The sequence below is a fragment of the Actinomycetospora endophytica genome, from assembly GCF_021026375.1.
In the GTDB taxonomy this organism is placed as follows: domain Bacteria; phylum Actinomycetota; class Actinomycetes; order Mycobacteriales; family Pseudonocardiaceae; genus Actinomycetospora; species Actinomycetospora endophytica.
Window position 1 is genome coordinate 534,980 of record NZ_JAJNDB010000004.1, and the last position, 23,923, is coordinate 558,902.

Genomic DNA, 23,923 nt, shown 5'->3' on the forward strand with positions numbered 1-23,923 from the left:
GGTTCCAAACTTCCTTGGAACGCCATTCCAGAGAGGCTGAAGGAGCCGCCATGAACACCACCGTCACGATCATCGGCGCCGGCCTGGGCGGACTCGTCCTCGCCCGCGTCCTGCACGTCCACGGGATCCGGGCCACGGTCTACGAGGCCGAACCCTCACCGACCGCCCGCGCCCAGGGCGGGATGCTCGACATCCACGCCGACAACGGGCAGCCCGCGCTCGAGGCCGCGGGCCTGACCGAGCAGTTCCGGGCCCTGATCCTCGAGGGCCGCGAGGCCACGCGGGTGCTCGACCCGGCCGGTGCCGTCCTGCTCGACGTCCCCGACGACGGGAACGGCGGGCGCCCCGAGGTGCAGCGCGCCGAGCTGCGGCACCTCCTGCTCGACTCCCTGCCCGAGGGCACGGTGCGGTGGGGCCACAAGGTCAGCTCCGTCCGCAGCCTCGGAGGCGGCCGGCACGAGGTCGCCTTCACCGACGGCACGAGCGTCACCGCCGACCTGCTCGTCGGCGCGGACGGCGCCTGGTCGCGGGTCCGGCCGCTGCTCTCCGACGCCACCCCGGCGTACGCCGGCCGGTCGTTCGTCGAGACGTGGCTCCACGACGGCGACGTCCGTCATCCGGCCGCCGCGGCGGCCGTCGGCGACGGCGGGATGATGGCGCTCGCGCCCGGCAAGGGCATCCAGGCCCACCGGGAGAGCGGCGGGACGCTGCACACCTACGTGGCGCTCTCCCACCCGCAGGAGTGGTTCGCCGGGATCGACTTCGACGACCCGGCCGCCGTCACCGCGGCGGTCGCCGCCGAGTTCGACGGCTGGGCGCCGGAGCTCACCGCCCTGATCACCGACACCGACGTGGCGCCGGTGCTGCGCACCCTCACCACGCTGCCGGTCGGGCACCGGTGGGAGCGCACGCCGGGCGTCACCCTGGTCGGCGACGCCGCCCACCTCGCGCCGCCGAACGGCGAGGGGGCCAACCTGGCGATGCTGGACGGGGCCGAGCTCGGCAGGGCCCTCGCCGCGCACCCCGACGACGTCGAGGCCGCGCTCGCCGAGTACGAGGAGGCCATGTTCCCGCGCGGCGCCGCGGCCGCCGTCGACGGCGACGAGCTCCACGAGCTGATGTTCGGCGACGACACGCCCCACGGTCTGATCGCCATGTTCGGCGGGGCGGAGCAGTCGGCCTGAGGCACGCCGTCCGGGACGTCGCCGCGGCCGGAGATGGGCAGGCGGGCCGGTCGGGATGGGCACGTGATGCCGATGGGCGTCGTCGTCGGCCTTCCTAGCGTCGTGAGCACCTCGAACGACGCACGAAGGAGCGACGACGATGTCCACGACGATCGTGATCGGGGCCGGTCAGGCCGGCCTCGCGATGAGCCGGTGCCTGACCGCCCGCGGGCAGCACCACGTGGTGCTGGAGCGAGGCCGGATCGGACAGCGATGGCGGCGCGAGCGGTGGGACTCGTTCACGCTCCTGAGCCCGAACTGGCAGACCCGGCTGCCCGGGCGGCGGTACGCCGGGGCCGACCCCGACGGGTTCATGACCGGCCGCGAGGTCGGCGACATGCTCGAGGACTACGCCGTCGAGACCGGCGCCCCGGTGTGCGAGGGCGTCACCGTCACGGCGGTGTCGCCGACCCGGCGCGGCTGGCGGGTCCGCACCGACAACGGTGACCTCGTCGCGGGATCGGTCGTGGTGGCCACCGGCGACCTCGACCGTCCTGCCGTGCCCGCCCTCGCCGACGACCTGCCCGGGCACCTCACCCAGGTCCACACCAGCGGCTACCGCAATCCCGACGCGCTCCCGCCGGGCGGCGTGCTCGTCGTCGGCGCCGGTCCGTCCGGCCAGCAGATCGCGCTGGAGCTGGCCCGCGCGGGGCGCACCGTGCACCTCGCCGTCGGGCGCCACAAGAATCTGCCGCGGCGCTACCGCGGGCACGACACCTACTGGTGGATGGACCGCATGGGCACGCTCTCCCGCACGGTGGACTCGCTGTCCGAACCCACCGCCACACGGACCCCCAACGCGGTGCTGACCGGAGGGACCCGAGACCTGGACCTGCACCGGCTCGTCGACGCCGGCGTCCGCCCGTACGGCCGGCTGGTCGGAGTCCGCGGGAACGCCGTCGGCTTCGACGACGGCCTGCCCGCCATGGTGGCCGACGCCGAGGCGAACGCGGTCCGGTTCCGGGCCCGCGTCGACTCCTGGGTCGAGGCGACCGGGCTGGCTGCGCCCGCCGAACCCGCCCCACCGGCCCGGAGCCCGTCCTGGGCGGCGGACGCACCGGCCGCGCTCGACCTCGAGGCCGAGGGCGTGTCCACCGTCGTCTGGGCGACCGGGTTCCGCCGCGACTTCTCCTGGATCCACGCCCCGGTCGTGGACGACGCGGGCGAGCCGGTCCACCGGCGCGGGATCACCACGGCGCCCGCGGCGGCCACCCGGTTCGGCGGGATCGTCGTGCAGGGCGGCGTGACGACCGCGGTGCTCAACGCGGTGGTCGCTGAGGATCTCCCGGGCCCCGGCAGCGTGTTCCTGTCGCTCGACCTCCGCTTCTCGGCGCCGGTGCGTCCCGGGGACGTGATCACCGGCCGGGTGGAGGTGACCGCCGCCCGCGCCGACAAACCGATCACCGAGCTGGCGGTGTCGGTCACCCGGGACGACGGCGTCGTCGCGGTCACGGGCACCGCGGTCTGCTACACCGCGACGCCCGCGACCGTGTCCGCCTGACGGGCGCGTCCCTACTGCTGCGGGATGAGTCCCAGCGCCTTCAGCGCGGTCACCCCGTCGTCGAGCCCGATCTCCTCGGTGATGAGGCCGTTCTCGACCCGCAGCACCGTGGTGCCGGTGAACCGCATGCTCCGGCCCGACGCGGCGGGCAGCCCACCGACCGGCAGGTCCTCGAAGGCCGGCCCGGTGTGGGTGCCGCCGCCCTCCCACCGGCCGACGACGTGGTCGCCCTCGGCGATGAGGTCCGCGGTGCCCCAGAAGTTCAGGTCGGGGAATGCGGTCCGGAATGCCGTCGCGAAGGCGCGGACCTCGTCGCGGCCGCGGCACGGGTCGTGCATGGAGTACTCGAACCGGATGTCGGGCGCCGCCAGCTCGTCGATGACGGCGGGGTTGAAGTCCTTGCCCCAGAACTCGCTGAACCAGCGGCCGACGACGGCCTTGTTGTCCTCGAGGGTCATGTTCTCTCTCCTGAGACGGCATCGGTGGGAATTCGTCCGCACGGACGGCCGGAACGGCCTCGGGTCTCGTTGTCGGACTGCCCCGGTGAACACCCGGTGCGCCGGCCGGGTTGCAGCCGGATCCGCCGCCGCGGTGTTCACTGGCGCGTGGACCCATTGACTCCTGGGGAGAGGGAGGACGACGTGCTCGACCTGTTCCGCCGGCCCCGTCGTGAGCTCGCCCCCGGGGTGGTGCACGTGCCGGGCTGGCTCGACGAGACCGAGCAGCACGCGCTCGTCGAGGCCGCGCGCGGCTGGGCCGCGGAGGGGCCGGGCGCCCGGCGGGCCGAGCTGCCGAACGGGGGCCGGATGACCGTGTCGGCGGTGTGCCTCGGCTGGCACTGGATCCCGTACCGCTACTCGGCCACCCGCGACGACCAGGACGGATCGCCGGTCACGCCCTTCCCGGACTGGCTCGCCGAGCTCGGCGCCCGGGCCGTGGCGGATGCGTACCAGGACCCCGACGTGGGCTACCGACCCGACGTCGCGCTGGTCAACTTCTACCGCGGGGACGCCCGGCTCGGGATGCACGCCGACCGCGAGGAGCTCGCACCCGATCCGGTCGTCTCGCTGTCGCTGGGCGCCGGCTGCGTGTTCCGGGTCGGCAACACCGAGAACCGGGGTTGGCCCTACACCGACCTCCAGCTCGAGTCGGGGGATCTCGTCGTCTTCGGACGGGAGAACCGACTGGTGCACCACGGGGTGCCGCGGCTCCTCCCGGATCTCCCGGTACCGCCGATCGGGACCGCGGACGGCGAGCGCATCAACCTGACGTTGCGGGTCTCGGGTCTGAACGGACGGGAGGCCCGATGACGACGACCGGCGGTGTGGGCGCCCACGAGTGGCAGGTGAGCGGGACGCTGGAGGCCTCGTACTTCTGGCTGTGCCGGTGCGGTGAGGGGTCCGATCTCCCGTACCGCTCGGAGCAGGCCGCCGCCTCCGCGGCCTCGGATCACGTACGGGCCCAGACCCGCCGCTGACGCCGTCCGACCCTTCTGGATCGAAACACCTGAAAGACCCGCGTTTCGCCGTCATCAGATGGGCCACCCCTGGCTGCACAGGGACGCGGACGGTGTTCGGGGATGCCGTCCGGGTCTTCGACCAGGGTCCCGATCCCGCTTCCGCCGCTGGGGAGCAGACGAGGAGCGGGATCGGGACCCGTCGTTGTCGCGAGCGGTCGTCGACACGTTCCTGGATCTCGATTCCCGGTTCGTTCAGGAGCAGATCATGTCTTCGCCGGCCGACCTGACATCGATGGCGCTGCCCGTTCTCGCCCGCCGATACGACTGCGATCTGGTGGCGGCGAAGTCGATTCTCCACGAATGGGCGGAGAACACCTGCATCGACGTGGAGAACGTCGCCGCCTGGGTGCTGTGGGAGGCCCCGACCCTCGAGTCCACGCCTGCCGCCGATCTGGTGAGCCACTAGCCTGACCCGCCCGCGAGCGCCGTCGTTGACCATCGGCACGCGCGGCCCCTATTGTGAGACGCCCTGACTCATAATTCATTGGGTCGGAGTCCCGGGAGGGGACCGCGCGCGTCGAGGGGAGCCGCCGCCATGTCACGGTCGACGGTGGCCGACGACCTCGAGCGAGCCACGCAGCGGGCCGGCCGCATCCCGGGAGAGCCCGGGATCTGGGTGTTCGTCCTCGCCGACATGACAGTGTTCGGCGCCTTCTTCGTCGTCTTCCTCGTGGTGCGCCTCGGGCAGCCGGAGGTCTTCGCCGCCTCGCGGCCGTCGCTCGAGGTCGGACTCGGGCTCGTCAACACCCTCGTGCTGATCACCAGCTCGGTGCTCGTGGCCCTCGGGGTACGACGAGCCCGGGATGGGCAGCGGGGGAGTGCGGCGCGCCTCGTGACCGCCGGGATGGCCTGCGGCCTCGCGTTCCTCGTGATCAAGGTGATCGAGTACTCGCTGGAGGTCGCGGCCGGTGTCGTCCCCACCACGAACGACTTCTTCATGTACTACTTCGTGCTCACCGGCATCCACGCCGCGCACGTGATCATGGGACTCGGTGGCCTCGCGGCCGTCCGCCGCACCCTGGGACGCCCCCGCCCGGGACCGCACGATCTCCGGACCGCCGAGACCGGCGCGACCTTCTGGCACATGGTCGACGCGCTGTGGATCGTGCTCTTCCCGCTCCTCTACCTGGCGGCCTGAAAGGCCGGCGGTCTGAAAGGACTCGCGACGATGGTCTCCTCCCCGCAGCGGATCTGCGCCTGGGCCGGCCCGGTGTGTGCCGTGATCTGGATCGTCGGCCTGCTCGTCTGCGCCCACTTCATCCCGCCGACGGATCCGCAGGCGACCTCCCAGGAGGTCGCGACCTTCTACGCCGAGCACGCCGTCGGCATCCGGCTCGGAATGGTGCTCCTGCTCATCGGAGGGGTCCTCTACCAACCGTGGGTGTCGGTGATCGCGGTCCAGATGAAGCGCATCGAGGGCCGGCAGCCGCCGCTGACCTACGTGCAGTTCGGTCTCGGGACGCTGTTCGTGCTGCTGTTCGTCCTCGCCGCCATCTTCTGGCAGACCGCCGCCTACCGTCCGCTCGAGGACGTCGTCATGACCCACCGCCTGGACGACATGGGGTGGTTCATGTTCCTGATCTCGGTGCCGATCGTGACGGTGCAGGGCGTGGCCTTCGCCCTCGCCGTGTTCCGGGACCGCGAGGAACGGTACTTCCCGCGATGGTTCGGCTGGTTCCAGCTCTGGGCCCAGGTCGTGTTCCTCCCGGGGACGTTCATCCCGCTCTTCAAGGACGGACCGCTCGCCTGGAACGGGATGTTCGCGTTCTGGATCCCCGCCGCGGCCTTCACGGTCTGGATGTGCTTGACGACCTGGGCGCTCCTGCGGGCGATCCGGGTCGAGGACCCCCACCGGACGCTCGAGACCGTCGAGGGCCCGCGGAACTCGGCGATGGCCTGAGGCTGCTCAGCCGAGCGTCGGCGTCCGGGGCGCGAACTCGGGACGACGCTTCTCCCGGAAGGCCGCCATCGCCTCGTCGAAGTCCGGGTGGTTCCGGAGGCGGCCCTGTTCGGACGCCTCGTGGACCAACTGGTCGGACAGGTCGGTGCTCAGTCCGCGGTGGTGCGCGGCCTTGACGGCCGCGACGCTCGACGGCAGGCCCTCGAAGCGCCGGGCGATCTCCTCGGCGGCCGGGACCGCGGCCCCGTCGTCGCACACGCGGTTCACGAGGCCCCACGCGAGGGCGTCGGACGCCGAGACGTCACCGCCGAGCATGGCGAGCTCGTTGGCCCGGCCGAGCCCGATCAGCCGGGGGAGCAACCACGTCGCGCCGGTGTCGGGCAGCAGCCCCACCTTGACGAACGAGAGCTGGATGCGGGCCGTCCCGTCCGCGACCCGGAGGTCGCTGGCCAGGGCGAGGGAGGCTCCGGCGCCCGCGGCCACGCCGTTGATCGCGGCGATGATCGGGATCCGGAGGGAGGTCATGGTCTCGATCAGCGGGTTCCAGGTGTCGCGGAGCACGGCCTCGGGGTCCGCGATCCCGGCCTTGACGTCGGCGCCCGAACAGAACGACCGGCCCGCTCCGGTCAGGATCACCGACCGGACCTCCGGGTCCCCCTCGAGCGCGCGGAAGCCGTCCAGGAGCATCTGCCCCATCGGCGGCGTGACCGCGTTCATCCGGTCGGGACGGTTGATCGCGACGACGCCGACCGAACCCCGCCGTTCCCAGGTGACCTCGCGCCCGGCGTCGGGAGCATCGTCCGTCATCGTGTGCTGCCTCCTCGTCGAAGCCGGGATCTCAGTGCCACGTCTCGACGACGCGGCGCGCGGTGCGCTCGCCGCCCAGGACGGCCCGTTCCACGCCGCCGGAACCGAACAGCGCGCTGGTGACGTGCACCGGGCCGGCCGGCAGCCGGGAGCGGACCTGCTTGATCCCCTGCCAGTACCCGGGGAAGGGCAGGTATCCGGTTCGGGGCCAGCGGCTGACGCTGCTCAGATCGCGCCGGCCTCGCAGCGAGGGGTAGTAGGTCTCGACGAACCCGGCGGCCCAGTCGGCGATCTCGTCGTCGGTCCCGGCCATCAACCGGGCCGTGGCCCCGGCCTCGGTGAACACGGTGACGAGCGTGTGGCCCGCGGGAGCGCGGTCGCGTGACTTGTTCTGCTGCATCATCACGAGCAGCGCGTCGTCGGACTCGCGGGTAGGGACCAGCACGGAGTAGGCGTCGGTGGGGGAGGGCGCGGCGTACCCGAGCGAGATGCTCATCAGCGGGACGTCGCGCAGCTTCTCCCCGAAGTCGCCGGCCACCCCGTCCAGCGCCGGCCACATGGCGCGGGCGTCGTGGTACGAGATCGCGAGGACGCCGGCGTCGGCGGCGAGGGTCGCCGACCCGGAGGCGGTCTCGTAGGTGACCTCGACCCCGTCGTCGCCGTCGGCGATCTTGGTGACCTCGGCGCCGCAGCGGACGTCGACCGACCGGGCGAGGGTCTCGGGCAGCGCCGCCATGCCGCCGGTGACGGCGTAGGCGGGACGGGTCCCGACGGCGAGGGCGGCCAGGACGGACAGGCCGCTCGTGCCGTCGACCCCGGTCCCGGCGAACGCCCGCACGATGGGGTCGACGACCCACTCGGTGACCTCGTCGTCGAAGTAGCGGTCGCAGAACTCCCGGGCGGTGCCGTGGTCGTCGGCCTGGCTGGTCAGCGCGTACGGGTCGAGCCGCCGCAGCGTCGGGACGAGCCGTGCGAGCCCTCGGGCCGCGGTGAGCTTGCCGCGGGTGGAGAGGATCGGGCTGCGGGCCAGGGACAGCGGTTTCCGGCGGTCGACGGTGATCGCCCGGCCCTGGCGGAGGACGTCGGCGACCGGGCCGGCGGGGACGACGTCGAGTCCGACCTCCTCGGCCAGCCCGAGGTAGTGGGTGAACGAGCCGTTGATCAGGTCGGCGCCGGTGTCGACGACGTAGCCGCCCGTCCGCTCGGTGCGGGCGAGCCCGCCCACGCCGGCCGCGCGTTCGAGGAGGACGACCTCGGCGCCGGCAGCGCGCAGCCGGTAGGCCGCCGCCAGGCCCGAGAGGCCACCCCCGACGACGACGACCCGGCGGCCCGCCGGTCCGCCGGCCGTCACGCGCGCTCCGCCGCCGCGGCGGCGGGCCGGAGGGCGCCGTGGCCGAAGGCGCCGACGATCTGGTCGAACGCGTCCTCGCTCTCCTCGGGCGTGAACGGCGGCACGTACGGGGTGTGCAGCGCGAGGTGGTCGACGACGCCCTCGTACCGCGCGGCCTTCTGCCGGGCCTCCTCGGGCGTGCCGGTGATGCTCAGGATCTCCACGAGCTCGTCCGGGGTGTGCTCGAACGCGGCGAGGCCCTCGGAGCGCAGCCGGCCGCGCAGCTCACCGACCTGCTCACCCAGGCCGTGGAGCTCCACCACGGGGTCGCTCACCGGGTGGACGACGTAGAAGCCGACCTGGCGGCGAGCGCGGGCCATGGCGACGTCGCGGTCGGGGTGCACGCAGCAGATGGTGAACACCGTCGTCTCGACGTCGGACAGCGAGCGGCCGGCCTTGTCGGCCCCGGCGGCGATCCGCGGCGTCACCGACTCCTGCAGGAACTCCGGGGTGGCGAAGTAGCCGAGCCAGCCGTCCGCCTTGCGCCCGCACAGCTCCAGCAGCTTCGGCCCCATCGCGGCCAGCGCGATCGGGACCTGCGGACGGGGGAGCTCCCGGACTCCCCAGGGGTTCAGTGTCAACGGGTCGAAGCGGTAGTGCTTCCCCTCGAACTTCTCGGCGTCACCGGTGTTGAGGTAGTCGAAGGAGCGGCGGAGGACCTCGATGTACTCGGACATCCGGCCCAGCGGGTGGCTCGCGTCGGTCGAGTGGAACCGGCGCAGGAACTCGGGGACCCCGGTGCCGATCCCGAGGAGCATCCGTCCGCCCGACATCTCGTCGATGTCGGCCGCGGCGTTCGCGGTCTCGAACGGGCTGCGGGGGAGAGCCGCCGCGAGCCCGGTCCCGAGGGTGGCCCGCTCGGTGCTCAGCGCGCACGTGCCCAGCATCGTGAAGGGGTTCCGGTAGACCTCGTAGACCCACGTGGCGTCGAAGCCCGCCGCGTCGGCGCGCTGCGCCATGCGGGGCACGTTCGCCATCGGCCCGGTCCGGCTGGGGATGGTCACGCCGAGACGCATGGTGCTCCTTGGTGCGGTCGGGGGCGAGGTCGCCGACGCCGAGGGACCGACCGGTCGACCTCAGACTGACAGTGACTCTCACTTTCGCAGTGGGTGCCATCCTGGTGGTGGGTCCCGCAAAAGTCCAGACGGGCCGGCCGGCCGGCCGGTGTCACCGGTGTGGTCGCGGCCGGGCCAGGCGGGCGACGATGACGTCCCGGTGATCACGCGTGCCTGGCCTCCGCCATCTGAACATCATCACCACGCGAATGGTGAATCGGTCCTCATAAGAAAATTCCCACCGACCTCGAGAACTCGACGCCGATTGTCACGCACCGTCGTCCCGGATCGATCTCACTCTCGGTCGCGGCATGAATTGCGGCAGTGACCGACGCAATTGTCCCGCGGACCGGACGGCGGGCCCCGAAGTGCGGATCTCTTCACTGAAACCCCTGGTCCGGGTTGGTCTCCGGTCACCTCGGACTGCTTCTCCCGGATCCTCGAGCAGTCGGTCATGACACATCCTTGACACCGAACCGCGTCCCTGATGCTCTGGTCGGAGAAAGTGATTCGGGGGCTTTACCGAGATCTGTCGTCCGGGTTCGTCCTGGACGATGCGCGTCTTCCCCCGGTGGGGAGAGAATTCGATCGCGAGGATCGACGGGGGGTGGCTCCGTGACCGTACGGGACATCGGGTCACGGCTCGGCGACGGCGTGCTCGTGGCCGTCGCCGAGGTGCCCGTCGTGCGGGTGCTGTTGATCCTCCGGGAGCACCGGCTGCTGGCCGACGTGCTGGCGCACCACCTGCACGACGAGCCGCGCCTCCTGTTCGCCGGTCGGGCCGACGGGACCGAGGACCATGCGGCTGCGATCGTCCGGACGCGGGCCGACGCCGTCGTCACCACCGATCCGGAGGTCGCGCGGTCCGTGCTCGCGCGGTTCCCGCTGATCGCCGTGGTGGTCCTGGCGGCGGGTGACCGTCACTGCGAGCCGGTGACCGTGACCCGTCCGGGGGTGACGGCGTGGATCCCGCGCTCGTGCGGCGTGGACGAGCTCCTGCACGTGCTGCGCGAGCTGCCGGCCCGAGACGACCGGTGAGGCGCCCGCACTCTCGTCGCCCCGGCAGGACCGCCGGACCGTTCCACAGGATTCACCCAGGTTCGTGCGGGCTCCCACCAAGGATCGGGCGACATGCTGACTCACCGTGAAGCCAGAGACGGCCGCCCGGGTCGCGGAGAGCTGGTACCGGATCGCCGGCGAGGTCGGCGACCCGGGAGGCTGCCGGGAACTCGATCCGGTGGCGCTCGCCGACGGTGAACGTCTCCGGGTCGACGTCGTGGGTATGCCCGACCTCGCCGCCGCACTGGCCGAGCTGGCCGCCCCGGCGTGGGACGTCCGCGCCGTGGACACCGACCGGGCGGTGTCGGCGCGGGCCGACGCCGTCGTCGTCCACGCCCCCCGGGCGTCCCGGGTCACGACGATCCGCGCCGCGGCGGTCCGGGCCCGGCTGGTCGCGACGTTCCGCGGTCCGGCTCCCGGTCCGGCGCGCGAGGTGGCCCTGCGGGCGGGGGTCGACGCGTGTGTCCAGGGCTCGTCGGCCGCCGTGGTGGCGACCTATCTCGGTCACCTGTGCGGTCGGCCGGTGGAGCGCGATGCTCCGGACGGGATCGGGGAGCCGGCGTCACCGGCGGCCGCGTCGCCGAGCAGCTCGGCGACGGTCGCGAGGTAACGACGGCGCTGGTGCTCCCAGCGCAGCGGTTCGCTCGTCGCCCGGGCGGCGGCGACCAGCGCGGCCCTCCGGGCCGGATCCCGGTGCAGCGCCAGCAGGACCTGGGCGAGGTCGTCGGGATCGTCGGCGGCGAAGAGCGCCACGGAGTCGCCGAACGTCTCCTGCATCGAGCGGGTCCGCGACGAGACCACGGGCAGGCCCATCGCGACGAAGTCGAAGACCTTGCCGGGCAGGGCGACGTCGCGGAACGGGTCCGGGCGCACGGCGAGCACCCCGATGTCGGCCCGGCCGAGCGCCGCGACGAGGTCCGGCATCGGGACGAACCGGCCGCTGAACGCGACGAGGCCGACGATGTCGAGGTTCTCCGCCAGGTGGCGCAACCGCGGCAGGTCGGAGCCGTCGCCGTAGACCTCGAGGCGCAGCCCCGGGATCCGCCCCCGCAGCCGGGCCACGGACCGCAGGACGGTGTCGAGGCCGTAGTGCTCCTCGACCGTCCCGTGGCTGATCAGCGTGAAGGTCCCGGTCCCGGCGGTCTCCCGTTCGGCCGGCGGGACGAACACCCCGGGATCGGCCCCGTCCATGACGGTCGTGACGCGCGCCGGGTCGGCGCCGCGGCCGACGAACGTCTCCCGCATCTGCTCGGTCGGGGTGATCGCGTGGTCTGCCACGGCGATGGCGCGCTGCTCGAGGACCTCGAGGAGCCGCACGACGGGGTGCGTGGGCCCGACGCCGAACTTGGTCGCGAAGAACTCCGGCATGCACTCCTGCAGGTCGAGCAGGACGCGTGCCCCCAGCGCCCGGGGCAGGAGCCCGGCGAGCACCAGGACATCCGGCAGCGAGTGGATCTGGACGAGGCGGTACCGGCGCCGGAGGTGCCGGGCCGCCACCAGGATCGTCGCCGCGACGAGGAACGCGGCGTACTCGACGGCGTAGCCCGCCGCACCACCGCCCTGGCGGTGGCGCAGCGGGACGCGACGGATCCGGACCGCGCCGAGCTGCTCGCGGGCCGGCTCGCCCGGGGCGCGCAGGCAGATCACGTCGACGTCGAAACCGTCCTCGGCGAGGGCCTGGGCGGCCCGCGCGACGCGGCTGTCCCGGGGCACGTAGTGCTGGCGCACCACGCACGCGCGCCTCACGACCACTGCAACCACGGTTTGTCGTTCAGGGCGCGCTGCACCCGGCTGATGTAGTTGACCGCGCCCGGGGTGTACCAGGCACCGGCGTTCCAGCGGCCGACGCAGCCCCACAGGTCGCCGGGGTGGTAGTTGGCGCCGAGCCACGGCTCCCAGCCCTCGTAGCAGGCCCGGATGACCGCGCCGTAGGTGTCGAGCGCGTACGCGGTGGAGTTCTCGGTCCAGGGCCAGCCGCCGTAGCCGGGCTGGGTCGGGTCGTTCAGGGTGCACCACTTGGCCTGCATGATCCCGAAGCTGGACGGACCGCCCGGACCGTAGGGCGCGGCCGCGGGCGAACCGCCGCAGTCGCCGAAGTCGCCGTAGCCCTGCTGGTCGACCGGCTTGCCGTCCGGGTCCTTGTGGTTCTGGTACCAGCCCGACTCGACGACGGCCTCCGCGCGGATCAGGTCGTCGGGCAGCCCCCACTTGGCCGCGGTCCACTGGATGATCTCGTCCGTCGTACCGGTGTAGTTGCCGCTGATCCGTCCGAACACGGCCGCCTCGTTGACCATGCCGGGGTAGCCGGCCGGGCGGAAGTCGGGCGGTGGCACCTGGTGGTTGGCCGCGTTGTTGGGCGGGCGGGGCTCCCAGGTGGAGCGGCGGACGGTCTGGGCGGCCGTGAAGTCGTCGGGCAGCGACGCGAACGCTCCCACCGGCCGCAGCGCGAAGTAGCCGTCCAGCGGGGGGCGGCCGTGGGCCGTCGAGTCGTCGGGGGCCGGGGCCTGCGGGTGGGGAACGATGGTGAGGTTGGGGTCGATGGCGGCCGGTGGCACCGAGCACGCCCCGACGAGCGCAGCGAGCACGATCAGGACGAGCAGCAGGGGACGGCGGCTCATCACAGCTCCTTTCCGGACGTGGCGTGCGGTGACGGATCGCTCGGGCCCCGGTCGGGCACGGCGACGGGGCGGGGCGCGACGGGCAGCGCGCGACGACCCGCGCGGACGTGGCGGCGCACCGTGCTGGCCGACGTCCGCACCCGCCGCAACGAGGCGTGCTGGCTGGCGCGGTGCAGGTACCAGCGCCAGGCCGGAGCACTGCGGCGCCGTTGCCACAGCGACCAGCCGAGCCGCAGGTCGTCGCCCTGCTCGAGCAGCGCGACCGGGTCCTCGAACCACGCGGTGCTGCGCGTCGCCTCGTCCTGCAGCGGCCGGATCTCGCGGCGTCGCCGGGTGTCGTAGGCGGCCAGCGCCGCGGGCAGCTGCTCGGGGCCCTGGACGCCGTGGGTGTGCTCGGCGAGCGCGATGGCGTCGCCCAGGGCGAGCCGGGTGCCCGAGCCGATCGCGAAGTGCGTGGTGTGCGCGGCGTCGCCCACCAGCGCGAGGCGCCCGGAGCACCAGCGGTCGTTGGTGACCCGGCGGAAGGTCTGCCACTGGGCCCCCGGCCCGGCGTGCAGCGTCGCGCCGTGCAGCACCGGGTCGAAGAGCTCGGACAGGGTGCGCAGGCAGGTGTCGATGTCGAGCCGGTCGAACCCCAGGGCGGTCCAGGTGGCCGGTGGGGCCTCGACGATGAACGTGCTGGTCTGCTCGTCGAAGCGGTACGCGTGGCACCAGATCCAGCCCGAGCCGGTGTCGACGAAGCCGAAGGTGAAGGTCGAGAACAGCGCGGGGGTGCCGAGCCAGAGGTAGGGGTTGCGGCCGGGCTCGAGCCGGGTGCCGAGCGTGTCGGCGTACCGGCGGCGCAGCAGGCTGCCGGCGCCGTCGGCGGCGACGACGAGGCCCCCGGGCTCGGCCGTGACCAGATCCTCGGGCGCGGGCGTGGCGTAGCGCAGGTCGACGCCGAGCGCCCGGGCACGGTCGGAGAGCAGCCCCAGCAGCCGGTGACGGCCGATCGCGTACCCGGAACCGCCGAGGAACACCGGTACGCGGCGACCCACCTGCACCGCCTGCCCGTCCCACACGACGGCGGCGGCCCGCACCTCGCGGGCGGAGACCGGATCGACGCGGTGCATCTCGTCGAGCAGGTCGTCCCAGAACACCACGCCCCAGCCGTGGGTGACCCCTGGCGGGTTCCGTTCCCACACCGTCACCTCCTGCCGCGGATCGTGCTGTTTCAGCGCGATCGCGGTGTAGAGCCCGGCCGGACCGGCGCCCACGCAGTGAGTTCTCATGCTCCGATCGCCTCCGGTGGTGCCACGCTGGAGCCGGACCGATCGATCCGTGGGGGGCCGGCATGGGGGACGACGTCGAGGTGGGAGTGCTCACCGGGCTCGACGACGGCACGCGTCGGGAGTGGGACGCGCTGGTCGCCGCGACCCCCGGGAGCGACGTCAACCAGCTCTCCGCCTGGGCGCGGGTGCGCGCCACGGTGGGCTACTCCACGCGGTACGTGCTGGCCCGCGACGGCGGGCGACTGGTCGGGGGAGCGCAGCTGCTGCTGCGGGCCGGCGCCGGTCCCGCCGGGCTCGCGTACCTGCCGTCGGGCCCGGTGATCTCCCCGGGGGCCGCCGACCGCGGCGTCGTGGTCGCCGCGCTGGCCGCGGCGCTGGACCGCTGGTCCAACCCGCTGCGGCCGCTGTTCGTGCAGCCGCCCGACGACGGGGACGACGTCAGCGCCGCCCTGCTGGCGCGCGGCTTTCGCCGGTCGGAGGCCGGGGTGGCGCCCGCGGGCACCCTGCGGCTCGACCTCGCCGTCTCCGAGGAAGCGCTGCGCGCCGGCCTGGGACGGCGGCTGCGCTACTGGACCGGCAAGTGGGCCGAGCGCGGGGTGGTGGTGCGCCGCGGCGACGAGCGCGACGTCGGCCTGCTCAGCGAGCTCATGGCCCACACCGCCGCCCACCAGGGCTACCAGGCGCTGCCCCGGCCGTACGTGGACGCGTTCTACCGCGAGCTCGCCCCCGACGGGCACGTGGTGCTGTTCGTGGGCGAGGTGGCGGGCAGTCCCGTCGCGGCCGACCTGCTCACGGCGTGCGGCGGCGTCGTCAAGGGACGCCTGGGGGGCTTCGACCGGTCCGGGCCGGCGGGCAAGCTCAGCGTGCCCGGCGCGATGCGCTGGGCGGCGATCCGCTGGGCCCGTGAGCAGGGGTACCGGTGGTTCGACTTCGGCGGCATCGACGCGGACATGTTCGCGGACCTGCAGGCGGGGCGGACCCGGAATGAGGAGTCCTGGCCGGGCGCCGACCGGGCCAAGCTCTCGTTCGGGGGCGCGCCGTACGCCTACCCCCCGGCGGTCGAGCGGATCGCCCCGCCCGCCCGGTGGGCCTACGACGCGGCCCGGCACAGCGAGGCCGGTCGCCGGCTGCTGTCGGTGGCGACCGAGCGGCTGCGGGGTGCGCGGCGTGATCATGGCGGGCCCGCTCAGCAGAAGTAGCGGTAGAGCTCCCGCCCGGCACGGGCGGTGAGCTCCTCGGGAACGGTCGGGTCGGTCAGCAGCGCCGTGACGGTGCCCAGCAGCGCGTCCACGCGCGTCGAGGCCGGCGGTGGGCCGAGGCGGACGCCGGCCACGCGGCGCTCGTCGTCGGCCCACTTGCGCTTGTAGGCCACCAGGCCGGGCTGGTCGAGGTCGCTGACCCCCCAGTCCAGCGCGCGCAGCCCGCGCGCGAGGGCGTGGTGCAGTCCGGCGAGGAACAGCGCGTCGTTGGGACGCAGCGCCAGGGCGGCGGCCCGTGAGGCCCCGAACTTGTAATAGAGCACCCCGTCCCACTCCAGGAACAGCGCCCCCGCGACCACGTCGCCGTCGGCCTCGGCGAGCAGGACGGCCATCGTGTCGCGGAGGTCGAACTCCGCGGCCAGTTCCTCGAACAGCTCGACCGGCGGGGCGAGCATCCGGTACCGCTCACGGCGGCGTTCGACGTGCAGGGCGTGCAGCGCGTGCAGGTCGGCGAGCGTCGTGCCGCGCCGGACCCGCACCCCGCGGCGGGCCGCCACGCGGCTGTTGCGTCGCACCTGCGGGTGGATCCGCTGCTCCAGCCCCTCCCGGTCGACGTCCAGCGTCGTCGCGTGCCAGGCCGCGCGTCCGGTGATCCGGGCGCCGGGCAGCGTGCGGATCGCCGTGGGCTCGAGCGCGCGCAGGGTCCACGGCAGGGCCGCGGGCCGGTCGGCGACCAACCGCCGCAGCAGTTCCGGATCCTCCGGGAGCGGATCGGCCCGGTCGGAGAAGGGCAGCGTGACGCGGCGGGGCCCCCGGACGTCGTCGACCGGCACCCAGGCCACGCCCGCGGTCCGCGCGTCCGGCCCGGTGACCAGGCGCGCGTGGGCGCTGAAGCCGTAGGTCCGGCAGACGGCGCGCAGCCACGGGGGCGAGCTGAACAGGCTCCCTCGCCCGCCCCCGACCCACTGCGCCCACCGTGGGTCGTGGCGCGGATCGAGCGTCCGCGGGGGCTCGGGGACCGGGCCCGAGGCGACCGGGGACGGCAGGGTGGTGCTCACCGGGCCCCTTCCCCACGGATCAGGACCGGCACGGTGCGCAGCAGGATGCCCAGGTCCTGGCGCAGTCCCCGGCCGTGCAGGTAGTCGAGGTCGAGGCGCAGCATGTCCAGCGTCCCGAGCGTGCTGCGGCCCTCCACCTGCCACAGCCCGGTCAGGCCGGGCAGCACCGAGAACCGGCCGGCGTACTCCGCGGGGAACATCGGGGCCTCCCATTCCAGGCACGGGCGGGGACCGACCAGGGTCATGTCGCCGTGGAGGACGTTGACCAGCTGCGGGAGCTCGTCGAGGCTGCTGCGGCGCAGCGCGCCGCCGACGCGGGTGATGCGGGGGTCGGCCAGCTTGGTGCTGCCGTCGACCCGGGTGTCCTCGCCGCGGAGCTCGGCCGCGATGAGCTCCCGCAGTGCCGCGTCGGACCCGCCCGTGCGCATGGTGCGGAACTTGAGGAGCACGAACGACCGCCGGTCCAGCCCGACGCGGCGCTGGCGCATCAGCACCGGTCCCGGACTGCTCAGGCGCACCGCGGCGGCGATCACCAGCAGCGGGACCGCGAGCACCACCAGCGCCAGGGAGGCCACCACGACGTCGGTGCCGCGGCGCAGGGCCGTCGCGGTCGCCGAGGGCGACCTCGGAGGCGGTGGCGCCGGGTCCTCGCCGGCTCCGGTGCCCGGTGCCGCCGGCGTGGGGCCGGTCGCGGGACCCGCCGTCGTCAGGGCCCTCCCCGGGTACACCCCGGCCGCGACGGCGAGCAGCACGAACAGCAGGTCCCCGGTGCCGCGCAGGGTCAGGTGCGCGTCCAGGACCGAGACGACGATGAGGGTCCACCAGCTGATGCCGAGCGCCTGCCCCAGCGCCCCGCGCGCGTCCGGCCCGGCCGCGGCGTCGCGGGCGGTCCGCAGCACCGCCCAGCTCAGCCACACGAAGCCCAGCAGCAGCGGGATGCCGCCGATCCAGAGCAGCTCCAGGTAGCCGGACTCGAGATAGATCACGTCGCGCCAGGTCTCCGGCGCGGGCAGCACCGAGTTCGGCCGGACCCCGAGCAGGAAGTGGAAGTCGCCGAGCGCGGGCAGGTAGAAGTGGCTCAGGTTGTCCCAGCGCGTCAGCCAGCTGACCGGCACGCCCGACGACGACGTCTCCTGCAGCCGCGCGGCGAGGGCCGGGATCCCCGCGGTGGCCAGCACGGCGAGGGGCACCAGGACCCGCCACCAGCCCCGTCGCAACCGGGGGAACGCCGCGAGCAGGAACGCCGCGGCCACCGCCGCGGAGATCCACGCGGTGACCTGGCCGGTCGCCACGATGCCGGTCACCAGGAGCGCGCCCGCCACGATCCGTTCCCGGCGTCCGAGCAGCCCGCGCACCGCGCAGCACACCAGGATCACCGCGGCGATGACCAGCACGTCGCCGGTCGCGAGCGGCGATCCCAGCGTGGTGGTGCCCCGCTCCTGGAGGTCGGCGGGGGAGTCCTGCGAGCCCCACCACGTCTGCAGCACCTGGAGCACGGGCGTGACCCCGAGCGTCTGCAGCACCGCGATGACCGACACGGTCGCGGCGGGCCAGATGATCAACCGGATGAGCGTCTCGATCTGCCTGCGCTCGCGCACGGTCACCCGCACCAGCAGGTAGAGCGCGGCCAGCTTGACCATCGGCAGCGTCGCGGCCAGGTCGGCGCCGGTGGGGGTCAGCCCGCGCAGCATCTCCGAGGCCACCGGCCAGACCGTGGCGAGCACGACGAAGGCGGCGAGCGGCGGATCCACCGGGTAGAGGACCGGGCGGGGCAGGGTGCCGGTGCGGGTCCACCGCACGATCCAGCCCGTCGTGGCGCCGACCAGGACGAGCGCGAGGACGGCCTCGTTGGGTCGCACCAGCGGGATGAGCGTCGACCGGTCGATGCCGGCGAGGAAGGGCAGCGTCGCGACGTAGAGGTAGACCGCGCTGACCGGGCGCAGGGCGGTGGCCACCAGGACCGCACCGACGATCAGCCCGAGCAGGACGACCTCGAGCAGCGTCGCGGCCGCGCCGGACCCGAGCCGCGTGGCGCCCAGCGCCAGGGCGACGGTGGCGACACCGGCGGCCACGAGCGTCGCCGCGGGTCCACCGCGGCCGCGCTGCGCCAGGGTCACCATGACGGGCTCCCGGGTCCGCGCGCGACGAGGCTCAGCCCGCCGCGCAGCACCAGGGCGTACACGGCGAGGACGACCGCGCCGGCCACGGCGAGCGCAACGACGGCAGCGGGACCGTGCGGCGGCAGGACCGCGAGCCCGGCCCGGGCGGCAAGTGCCACCGGGACGGCGATCACCGCCGCCCCGAGCACGACGAGCAGGGCGGGCCGGGGGAGCAGGGCCCGCGGTCGCAGCGCGCGGCGCAGCCGTTCCAGGACGACGGCCGTCGCGGTGGCGTCCCGGGCGACGACGGCGAGGCAGAGCACGGCGGGCCGGGCCGGTGGCGGCGCCGCCAGCGCGGAGAGCCCGACGACGACGGCGAGCACCGTGCCCGCGTCGGTCGCGAGGCGCGCGCCGCGGACGTCCAGGCGGGCGAACAGTGCCTGTCGCCCGATCTCGTAGGAGCCGCCGAAGAGCTGCGACACCCCGATCACCGCGATGCAGGCGGTGAGCTGCGCGATCACCTCCGCGGTGCGCAGCTCCCCGGTCGACAGGACCGTGGCGATCGGCCCGGCGAGGACGACCAGCACCACCGCGGCCGGGACGCTGACGAACGTGGCGTAGCCGAGCGCCCGGCGCCAGCCGGCGGCGAACGCGTCCCGCTCGTCCTCGTGGGCGGCCCGGGAGAGCTCGGGCAGCACCGCGGTGGTGACCGCGCGGGCGCCCAGCGCGGTGGGGACGGCGCCGATGCTGTAGGCCAGCCAGAAGACGGTCACCCCGCCCGGCGCGGTCGCGGCGACGGCGAGGAGGACGAACACCGCGGCGGCGGGCAGCGCGGCGACCCGCACCGACCCGCGCAGCCGGGTCGCGACGGCCCGGACCTCGGGGTCGTGGCGTCGCCACCGCGGCCGCAGCGTCGTCCCGGCCCGGGCGGCCCCGGCGACCTGCAGGGCGGCGTGCACGGCGACCGCCGCGGTGCTGCCGAGCCCGAGGACGAGGACCAGCCCGGTCGTGGCGGTGTCCACGTCCACGCCGGGGCCCCGGACGGCCAGGAGGGCGAGGACCACCGCGATCAGCCCGAGGTTCTCGACGGCGGGCGCCGCCGCGGCCAGGGCGAACCGGTGCCGGGCCTGCTGCGCGGCGGCCCCGAGATAGGCGACCGCGTAGAGGGGGACCTGGGGCGCGACGCAGCACACCAGCAGGACCGCGAGCCGGAAGGCCCGGGCCCGCTCGGCCGGGTCGTCGATGCCGGCGGTCAGCGCCCACGCGGCCAGCGGGGAGCACAGCACGGTGAGCGCGGCGAGCGCGCCCGCGGCGGCGAGGAGCAGGCCGGTCAGCCCCTCCAGGAGACGGCGGTGGTCCCCCGCTCCGCGCGTCGTGGCGGCACGCACCACGGCCGGCACGACGACCAGCGCGAGCACCGGGCCGGCCATGACTTCGTAGATCAGGTTCGGGACCTGGTTGGTGGACTGGAAGATGTTGGCGAAGTACGTCGGCCCGAAGACCGCGCCGACCGCGACGACCCGCAGGAGCCCGGTGCCCCGGCTGACCATCGTCCACCCGGCGACGGTCACCGACCCCCGGGCCGCGCCCGGTGGGGGACCGGCGGCCGCCTCGGCGCCGGTGCCCGCGGCGGTCCGCGTCACGACCCCGGGCCGCGGCGCTGCCATCGCCGGGCGAGGACGACCACGGTGACCAGCGCGACCAGCAGGCCGCAGACGGCGCCGGTGGCGGCCCCGAACCCGGGCCGCGGGCTGACGGCGCCGTCGAGGTAGGCGGGCGCGACGACCTGGGCCTGCGGTTGCGCGACCTGCGCGAGCATCAGCGTGTCCAGCTGCGAGCCGAGGCTGCCGGCGCGGTCCGCCACGGCCGGGAGCTGCGCCAGGGCCGGGGCGCTGCCGTCCACCCGGAGCTGCTGCATCTGGTTCTGGGCGGCGGTGAGCTGTCCCTGCAGGTACCGCATCTGGTCGGAGGAGGGCTGCGACGACGCGCTGATCTGCAGGTACTGCTTGGTCACCGAGTCCGCGAGGCGGACGGCGAGGTCCGGTGAGGGATCACGGACCTGGAAGTTCAGCAGTTCGCTGCCGTCCGGGACGGTGACGGTGAGCTTCTGCCCCAGCTGGGCGGCGGTGAGCCCGTACTGGGCGGCGACCGGGCCGAGCACGGCGTTGCTCTGGGCGAGCATCGCCTGGGTGGTCAGGTTGCGGTCCTCGCGCAGGAAGCCGGTCGGCTGTTCCTGGCTGATGATGTAGAGGACCGAGGTCTTGCCGGCGTACTCGGTGGGCCAGAGCAGCGACGCCCCGAAGCCGACGGCGCCCCCGAGCAGGACGAGCAGCACCCCGATCACGGTCAGCCGCCGGATCTCCCGGCGCCCCAGCGCGGTGTGGGCCGTTCCGTCGGGCGGGCCGGGCTCGGACTCCGGCGCGGAGTCCGCGGCGGTCGAGCCGTCGCCGTTGCCCCGGCGCTCCGCGGGACCGCGGGGCGCGGGCGGGGCGCCCGGGCCGGTCAGCCCGGCGGGGGCGGTCTCCGGCGTCGGGTCGGTGACGCCGGTGCCGGGCTCGTCCTCGGCGAGCGGTGCCCGGGGCGCGGGCGTCCCGGCCGCGCCGGCCGCCCCGGCCTCGGGTCGCGTGGACGGGATCAGGGAGACGGTTCGGGTGCTCCAGTCGGAGCCCTTCCACTCACCACGCGGCGACGGTGGGCGCGGCGGGCCGTCGGCGGACTCGCGATCGTCCCGGTCGTCGGTCATCGGTCCCTCCTCGGGTGATCGGCGAGCACGGCGGCGACCCGCTCGATCTGGTCGGTCGTGGTGCCGGGCGAGCAGGGGAGCGAGAGGATCCGCGCCGCGGCGGCGTCGGCCACCGGCAGCGACGGCGGTGGACCGTCGCCGGCGAACGCCGGCTGCCGGTGACAGGGGATCGGGTAGTGGATCCCCCAGCCGATCCCCGCGGCGGTCAGGGCGTCGGTCGCGGCCTCGCGGTCGTCGATCTCGACCACCGCGAGGTGGTGCACCGGCTCCCCGCGCGGATCGACGGCCAGGACGCGGCAGCTCTCGGGGAGCAGGTCGCGATAGGTGGCGACGACGCGACGGCGGGCGGCGTTGTCGGCGTCGAGGCCGCGCAGCCGCACCCGCAGCACCGCGGCCTGCACGGTGTCGAGCCGGCTGTTCCGGCCGCTGACGCGGTGGACGTGCCGGTCGTGCGGGTCCCGGCCGTGGTCGGCCAGGACCCGTACCCGGTCGACGAGGCCGGCGTCGGCGCTCGTCACCGCGCCGCCGTCGCCCAGAGCGCCGAGGTTCTTCCCCGGGTAGAAGCTGAACGCGGCGGCGTGCCCGAGGGCTCCGGCCCGGCGCCCGGCCAGGCGGGCACCGTGGGCCTGCGCGGCGTCCTCGACGAGCGCCAGGCCGTGGCGGCGGGCGATCGCGTCGAGCGCGGGCATGTCGGCCACCTGGCCGAAGAGGTGGACCGCGACGACGGCGGCGGTCCGGGGCCCGATCGCGGCCTCCACCGCGGCCGGGTCCACGAGCAGGTCGTGCGGCCGGACGTCGACGAACCGCGGCCTCGCCCCGACGGCCCGGACCGCCTCGGCGGTGGCGACGAAGGTGTTGGTCGGGACGACGACCTCGTCCCCCCGCCCGATCCCGAGGGCGGCCAGGATCAGCTCGAGCGCGTCGGTCCCGTTCGCGACGCCCACGCAGGCCCCCACGCCGACGTGGTCGGCGAACTCGCGCTCGAAGCGGGCGACCTCCGGGCCCCCGACGTAGGCGCCGTGGTCGAGCACCGCGGACCACGCCGCGTCGAGCTCCGGACGGATGCGCCGGTGGGCCTCCGGCAGGTCGAGGAACGGCACCGGCTCGCGCACCGGCCGTCGGGGCCCGAGGAGCGTCATGACGCGGTCCCCATCGTCTCGATCCGCCCGGACCCCGGCAGCAGGGCGTCGTCGGTCGACGCGAGGACGCGCACCACGTCGAGCCCCCGTTCGCCGGGTGTGGCCGGCCGCCGACCGGTCCGCAGGCTCTCGACGAAATGGGTGTCCTGGACCAGCAGCGGTTCGGCGAACTGGATGTACGGCGAAACGATGTCGCCGTTGCGGTAGGAGACGGGTCTCGCGTGGACGTCGTCAGGCTCGAGCGCATCCACGCCGATGTCGTAGATACGGACCCGCTCGTTGTCCGAGAGATCGTTGTAGACCGCCATCTTGCGTTCGCCCACGACCGTCACGCGGCGGACCTTGCACGGGTCCAACCAGCTCACGTGGACGTAGGCGCTGACACCCCGCCGCGGGAAGTTCATCCGCAGATAGGCGACGTCGGCGTGCTCGCGACCGACGTGCCGGCGCGCCCAGACCGCCGTCTCGTCGGGCATCTCGTCGAGGAGGTAGGACACGATGGATATGTCGTGCGGAGCGAGGTCCCAGATGACGTTGCAGTCATTCTGGTACCGACCGAGGTCGAGCCGGGCGGTATCGATGTAGAGAATTCTTCCGAGCTCGCCGGAATCGACGATTTCCTTCAACTTCCAGACGGCTGGATTGTATTCGAAGGTGTGTCCGACCATGAGGCAGGCACCCCGTGTCCGGGCGAGCTCGACCATCGCCTCGGCATCCGCCACGGACGTCGCCAGCGGTTTCTCGACGAGGACTCCCTTGCCGGCGTCGAGCGCGGTGGTGGCGAGCGCGGCGTGCGCCCCGGGCGGGGCGGCGACGACGACGGCGTCGAGGTCGTCCAGGCAGTCGTCCAGGCTCGTCGCGACCCTGACGGGACCGTGGACGCGCTGCGCCTCGACGAGTCGGGTGGGGTCGGCGTCGATGACGATCACCTCGACGTCCGGCAGGCCGTTCAGGACCCGGACGTGCTTCGACCCCCAGTATCCGTACCCCACGACGCCGACGCGCTGCGCAGTCACCGAAACTTCGCCCCCATTACCCCGATTGCCCTGACCGAGGACGTTCACGAGCAGTCAAGCACGCGGGTGGCGCACAGTCACCCATTTTCCGAGAAGAGAACGTTAAAGTCTCCGCCTCCGGTGCGGGCAGCGGTGATCAGTGCCGTCGGATCGGACGGAAATGGTCGCCCGCAGAACCCCCACACAGTTCTTGACGCGTGAGGAGGGGGGAGGTTGCTCACGACTGTGCGTCGATGGAATTGCGATACGGTGTCGACGCGAGATCAATTCGTCAGTGGCCCGAATGTTGCCATGACTCACTGTCCGGGTGCAATCCGACAGCGATT

At 74.0% G+C, this 23,923-nt stretch carries 23 protein-coding genes; 10 read left to right on the forward strand and 13 right to left on the reverse strand.

What is annotated here, in order from left to right; all coding sequences use genetic code 11:
* Positions 1–50 precede the first annotated feature (50 nt).
* Both LQ327_RS20730 and LQ327_RS20735 read left to right on the forward strand, forming a co-directional pair.
* Positions 51–1,184 carry an FAD-dependent oxidoreductase gene (locus tag LQ327_RS20730; protein WP_230737250.1) on the forward strand — a complete coding sequence of 378 codons (1,134 nt, stop codon included), beginning with the start codon at positions 51–53 and terminating at the stop codon, positions 1,182–1,184.
* A 139-nt stretch (positions 1,185–1,323) separates the two neighbouring features.
* The gene (locus LQ327_RS20735) at positions 1,324–2,724 is read left to right on the forward strand and encodes an NAD(P)-binding domain-containing protein (RefSeq protein WP_230737252.1); all 1,401 of its coding nucleotides are present in this window, start codon (positions 1,324–1,326) and stop codon (positions 2,722–2,724) included.
* Positions 2,725–2,735: 11 nt separating this feature from the next.
* Here the strand turns inward: LQ327_RS20735 and LQ327_RS20740 are convergent, their stop codons facing one another.
* Positions 2,736–3,182 carry an ester cyclase gene (locus LQ327_RS20740; protein WP_230737254.1) on the reverse strand — a complete coding sequence of 149 codons (447 nt, stop codon included), beginning with the start codon at positions 3,180–3,182 and terminating at the stop codon, positions 2,736–2,738.
* Positions 3,183–3,365: 183 nt separating this feature from the next.
* On the opposite strand from LQ327_RS20740, the gene LQ327_RS20745 reads away from it, so the two are divergent.
* The 5 genes from LQ327_RS20745 to LQ327_RS20765 all read left to right on the forward strand — a co-directional run bounded on the left by LQ327_RS20745 (position 3,366) and on the right by LQ327_RS20765 (position 6,143).
* Positions 3,366–4,034, forward strand: coding sequence for an alpha-ketoglutarate-dependent dioxygenase AlkB family protein (locus LQ327_RS20745; RefSeq protein ID WP_230737256.1), 669 nt, complete (start codon positions 3,366–3,368; stop codon positions 4,032–4,034).
* Positions 4,031–4,201 (forward strand): hypothetical protein, encoded by a 171-nt coding sequence (locus tag LQ327_RS20750; RefSeq protein ID WP_230737259.1) that lies wholly within the window; start codon positions 4,031–4,033, stop codon positions 4,199–4,201. The genes LQ327_RS20745 and LQ327_RS20750 overlap by 4 nt, the downstream gene beginning before the upstream one ends.
* Positions 4,202–4,385: 184 nt before the next feature.
* Complete coding sequence (locus LQ327_RS20755; protein ID WP_230737261.1) at positions 4,386–4,649, forward strand: hypothetical protein; 264 nt, start codon at positions 4,386–4,388, stop codon at positions 4,647–4,649.
* Between the two features lie 129 nt (positions 4,650–4,778).
* Positions 4,779–5,381: a cytochrome c oxidase subunit 3 family protein gene (locus LQ327_RS20760; protein WP_230737263.1), complete on the forward strand. Its 603-nt coding sequence runs from the start codon at positions 4,779–4,781 to the stop codon at positions 5,379–5,381.
* Between the two features lie 30 nt (positions 5,382–5,411).
* Positions 5,412–6,143 (forward strand): hypothetical protein, encoded by a 732-nt coding sequence (locus LQ327_RS20765; RefSeq protein WP_230737265.1) that lies wholly within the window; start codon positions 5,412–5,414, stop codon positions 6,141–6,143.
* A gap of 6 nt (positions 6,144–6,149) precedes the next feature.
* Here the strand turns inward: LQ327_RS20765 and LQ327_RS20770 are convergent, their stop codons facing one another.
* Genes LQ327_RS20770 through LQ327_RS20780 form a run of 3 tightly spaced genes read right to left on the reverse strand, consistent with a single transcriptional unit; the run spans position 6,150 to position 9,344 of the window.
* Positions 6,150–6,950, reverse strand: a complete 801-nt coding sequence (locus LQ327_RS20770) for an enoyl-CoA hydratase/isomerase family protein (protein ID WP_230737267.1) — start codon at positions 6,948–6,950, stop codon at positions 6,150–6,152.
* Positions 6,951–6,981: 31 nt separating this feature from the next.
* Complete coding sequence (locus LQ327_RS20775) at positions 6,982–8,301, reverse strand: protoporphyrinogen/coproporphyrinogen oxidase (RefSeq protein WP_230737269.1); 1,320 nt, start codon at positions 8,299–8,301, stop codon at positions 6,982–6,984.
* Entirely contained in the window at positions 8,298–9,344 is a 1,047-nt protein-coding gene (locus LQ327_RS20780; protein ID WP_230737271.1) for an LLM class flavin-dependent oxidoreductase, read from the reverse strand. Before LQ327_RS20780 ends, LQ327_RS20775 begins: the two co-directional genes overlap by 4 nt.
* A gap of 666 nt (positions 9,345–10,010) precedes the next feature.
* Between LQ327_RS20780 and LQ327_RS20785 the strand changes: the two genes are divergently transcribed.
* Positions 10,011–10,433 (forward strand): hypothetical protein, encoded by a 423-nt coding sequence (locus LQ327_RS20785; RefSeq protein WP_230737273.1) that lies wholly within the window; start codon positions 10,011–10,013, stop codon positions 10,431–10,433.
* 106 nt (positions 10,434–10,539) lie between these two features.
* Complete coding sequence (locus tag LQ327_RS20790; RefSeq protein WP_230737275.1) at positions 10,540–11,064, forward strand: hypothetical protein; 525 nt, start codon at positions 10,540–10,542, stop codon at positions 11,062–11,064.
* Here the strand turns inward: LQ327_RS20790 and LQ327_RS20795 are convergent.
* From LQ327_RS20795 to LQ327_RS20805, 3 genes are read right to left on the reverse strand one after another with little or no spacing between them, the layout of a single operon-like run.
* Positions 10,959–12,206, reverse strand: a complete 1,248-nt coding sequence (locus tag LQ327_RS20795; RefSeq protein ID WP_230737277.1) for a glycosyltransferase — start codon at positions 12,204–12,206, stop codon at positions 10,959–10,961. The genes LQ327_RS20790 and LQ327_RS20795 overlap by 106 nt on opposite strands.
* Positions 12,197–13,072 carry a hypothetical protein gene (locus LQ327_RS20800; RefSeq protein WP_230737287.1) on the reverse strand — a complete coding sequence of 292 codons (876 nt, stop codon included), beginning with the start codon at positions 13,070–13,072 and terminating at the stop codon, positions 12,197–12,199. The genes LQ327_RS20795 and LQ327_RS20800 overlap by 10 nt, the downstream gene beginning before the upstream one ends.
* Complete coding sequence (locus LQ327_RS20805; protein ID WP_230737289.1) at positions 13,072–14,328, reverse strand: FAD-dependent monooxygenase; 1,257 nt, start codon at positions 14,326–14,328, stop codon at positions 13,072–13,074. The genes LQ327_RS20800 and LQ327_RS20805 overlap by 1 nt, the downstream gene beginning before the upstream one ends.
* 77 nt (positions 14,329–14,405) lie before the next feature.
* Here LQ327_RS20805 and LQ327_RS20810 point away from each other — a divergent pair, with 77 nt between their 5' ends.
* Positions 14,406–15,542: a lipid II:glycine glycyltransferase FemX gene (locus LQ327_RS20810; protein WP_230737298.1), complete on the forward strand. Its 1,137-nt coding sequence runs from the start codon at positions 14,406–14,408 to the stop codon at positions 15,540–15,542.
* On the opposite strand, the gene LQ327_RS20815 is transcribed toward LQ327_RS20810, so the two are convergent.
* The 6 genes from LQ327_RS20815 to LQ327_RS20840 are packed head-to-tail and all read right to left on the reverse strand — an operon-like array spanning position 15,530 to position 23,597.
* Positions 15,530–16,600: a GNAT family N-acetyltransferase gene (locus LQ327_RS20815; protein ID WP_230737300.1), complete on the reverse strand. Its 1,071-nt coding sequence runs from the start codon at positions 16,598–16,600 to the stop codon at positions 15,530–15,532. The two genes, LQ327_RS20810 and LQ327_RS20815, sit on opposite strands and share 13 nt — an antisense overlap.
* Positions 16,597–18,720, reverse strand: a complete 2,124-nt coding sequence (locus LQ327_RS20820; protein ID WP_230737310.1) for a sugar transferase — start codon at positions 18,718–18,720, stop codon at positions 16,597–16,599. The genes LQ327_RS20815 and LQ327_RS20820 overlap by 4 nt, the downstream gene beginning before the upstream one ends.
* On the reverse strand, positions 18,714–20,342 hold the full coding sequence (locus tag LQ327_RS20825) for a lipid II flippase MurJ (RefSeq protein WP_230737312.1): 1,629 nt from the start codon (positions 20,340–20,342) through the stop codon (positions 18,714–18,716). The genes LQ327_RS20820 and LQ327_RS20825 overlap by 7 nt, the downstream gene beginning before the upstream one ends.
* On the reverse strand, positions 20,339–21,442 hold the full coding sequence (locus tag LQ327_RS20830; RefSeq protein WP_230737314.1) for a YveK family protein: 1,104 nt from the start codon (positions 21,440–21,442) through the stop codon (positions 20,339–20,341). The genes LQ327_RS20825 and LQ327_RS20830 overlap by 4 nt, the downstream gene beginning before the upstream one ends.
* Entirely contained in the window at positions 21,439–22,581 is a 1,143-nt protein-coding gene (locus LQ327_RS20835; protein WP_230737316.1) for a DegT/DnrJ/EryC1/StrS family aminotransferase, read from the reverse strand. Before LQ327_RS20835 ends, LQ327_RS20830 begins: the two co-directional genes overlap by 4 nt.
* Positions 22,578–23,597: a Gfo/Idh/MocA family protein gene (locus LQ327_RS20840; RefSeq protein ID WP_230737317.1), complete on the reverse strand. Its 1,020-nt coding sequence runs from the start codon at positions 23,595–23,597 to the stop codon at positions 22,578–22,580. The genes LQ327_RS20835 and LQ327_RS20840 overlap by 4 nt, the downstream gene beginning before the upstream one ends.
* Positions 23,598–23,923: the final 326 nt, after the last annotated feature.

Coding starts and splice junctions, on each gene's coding strand:
- LQ327_RS20760 (WP_230737263.1), top strand. CDS start 4,779: ATGTCACGGTCGACGGTGGCCGACGACCTCGAGCGAGCCACGCAGCGG.
- LQ327_RS20800 (WP_230737287.1), bottom strand. CDS start 13,072: ATGAGCCGCCGTCCCCTGCTGCTCGTCCTGATCGTGCTCGCTGCGCTC.
- LQ327_RS20770 (WP_230737267.1), bottom strand. CDS start 6,950: ATGACGGACGATGCTCCCGACGCCGGGCGCGAGGTCACCTGGGAACGG.
- LQ327_RS20740 (WP_230737254.1), bottom strand. CDS start 3,182: ATGACCCTCGAGGACAACAAGGCCGTCGTCGGCCGCTGGTTCAGCGAG.
- LQ327_RS20730 (WP_230737250.1), top strand. CDS start 51: ATGAACACCACCGTCACGATCATCGGCGCCGGCCTGGGCGGACTCGTC.
- LQ327_RS20765 (WP_230737265.1), top strand. CDS start 5,412: ATGGTCTCCTCCCCGCAGCGGATCTGCGCCTGGGCCGGCCCGGTGTGT.
- LQ327_RS20750 (WP_230737259.1), top strand. CDS start 4,031: ATGACGACGACCGGCGGTGTGGGCGCCCACGAGTGGCAGGTGAGCGGG.
- LQ327_RS20735 (WP_230737252.1), top strand. CDS start 1,324: ATGTCCACGACGATCGTGATCGGGGCCGGTCAGGCCGGCCTCGCGATG.
- LQ327_RS20830 (WP_230737314.1), bottom strand. CDS start 21,442: ATGACCGACGACCGGGACGATCGCGAGTCCGCCGACGGCCCGCCGCGC.
- LQ327_RS20810 (WP_230737298.1), top strand. CDS start 14,406: ATGGGGGACGACGTCGAGGTGGGAGTGCTCACCGGGCTCGACGACGGC.
- LQ327_RS20835 (WP_230737316.1), bottom strand. CDS start 22,581: ATGACGCTCCTCGGGCCCCGACGGCCGGTGCGCGAGCCGGTGCCGTTC.
- LQ327_RS20820 (WP_230737310.1), bottom strand. CDS start 18,720: ATGGTGACCCTGGCGCAGCGCGGCCGCGGTGGACCCGCGGCGACGCTC.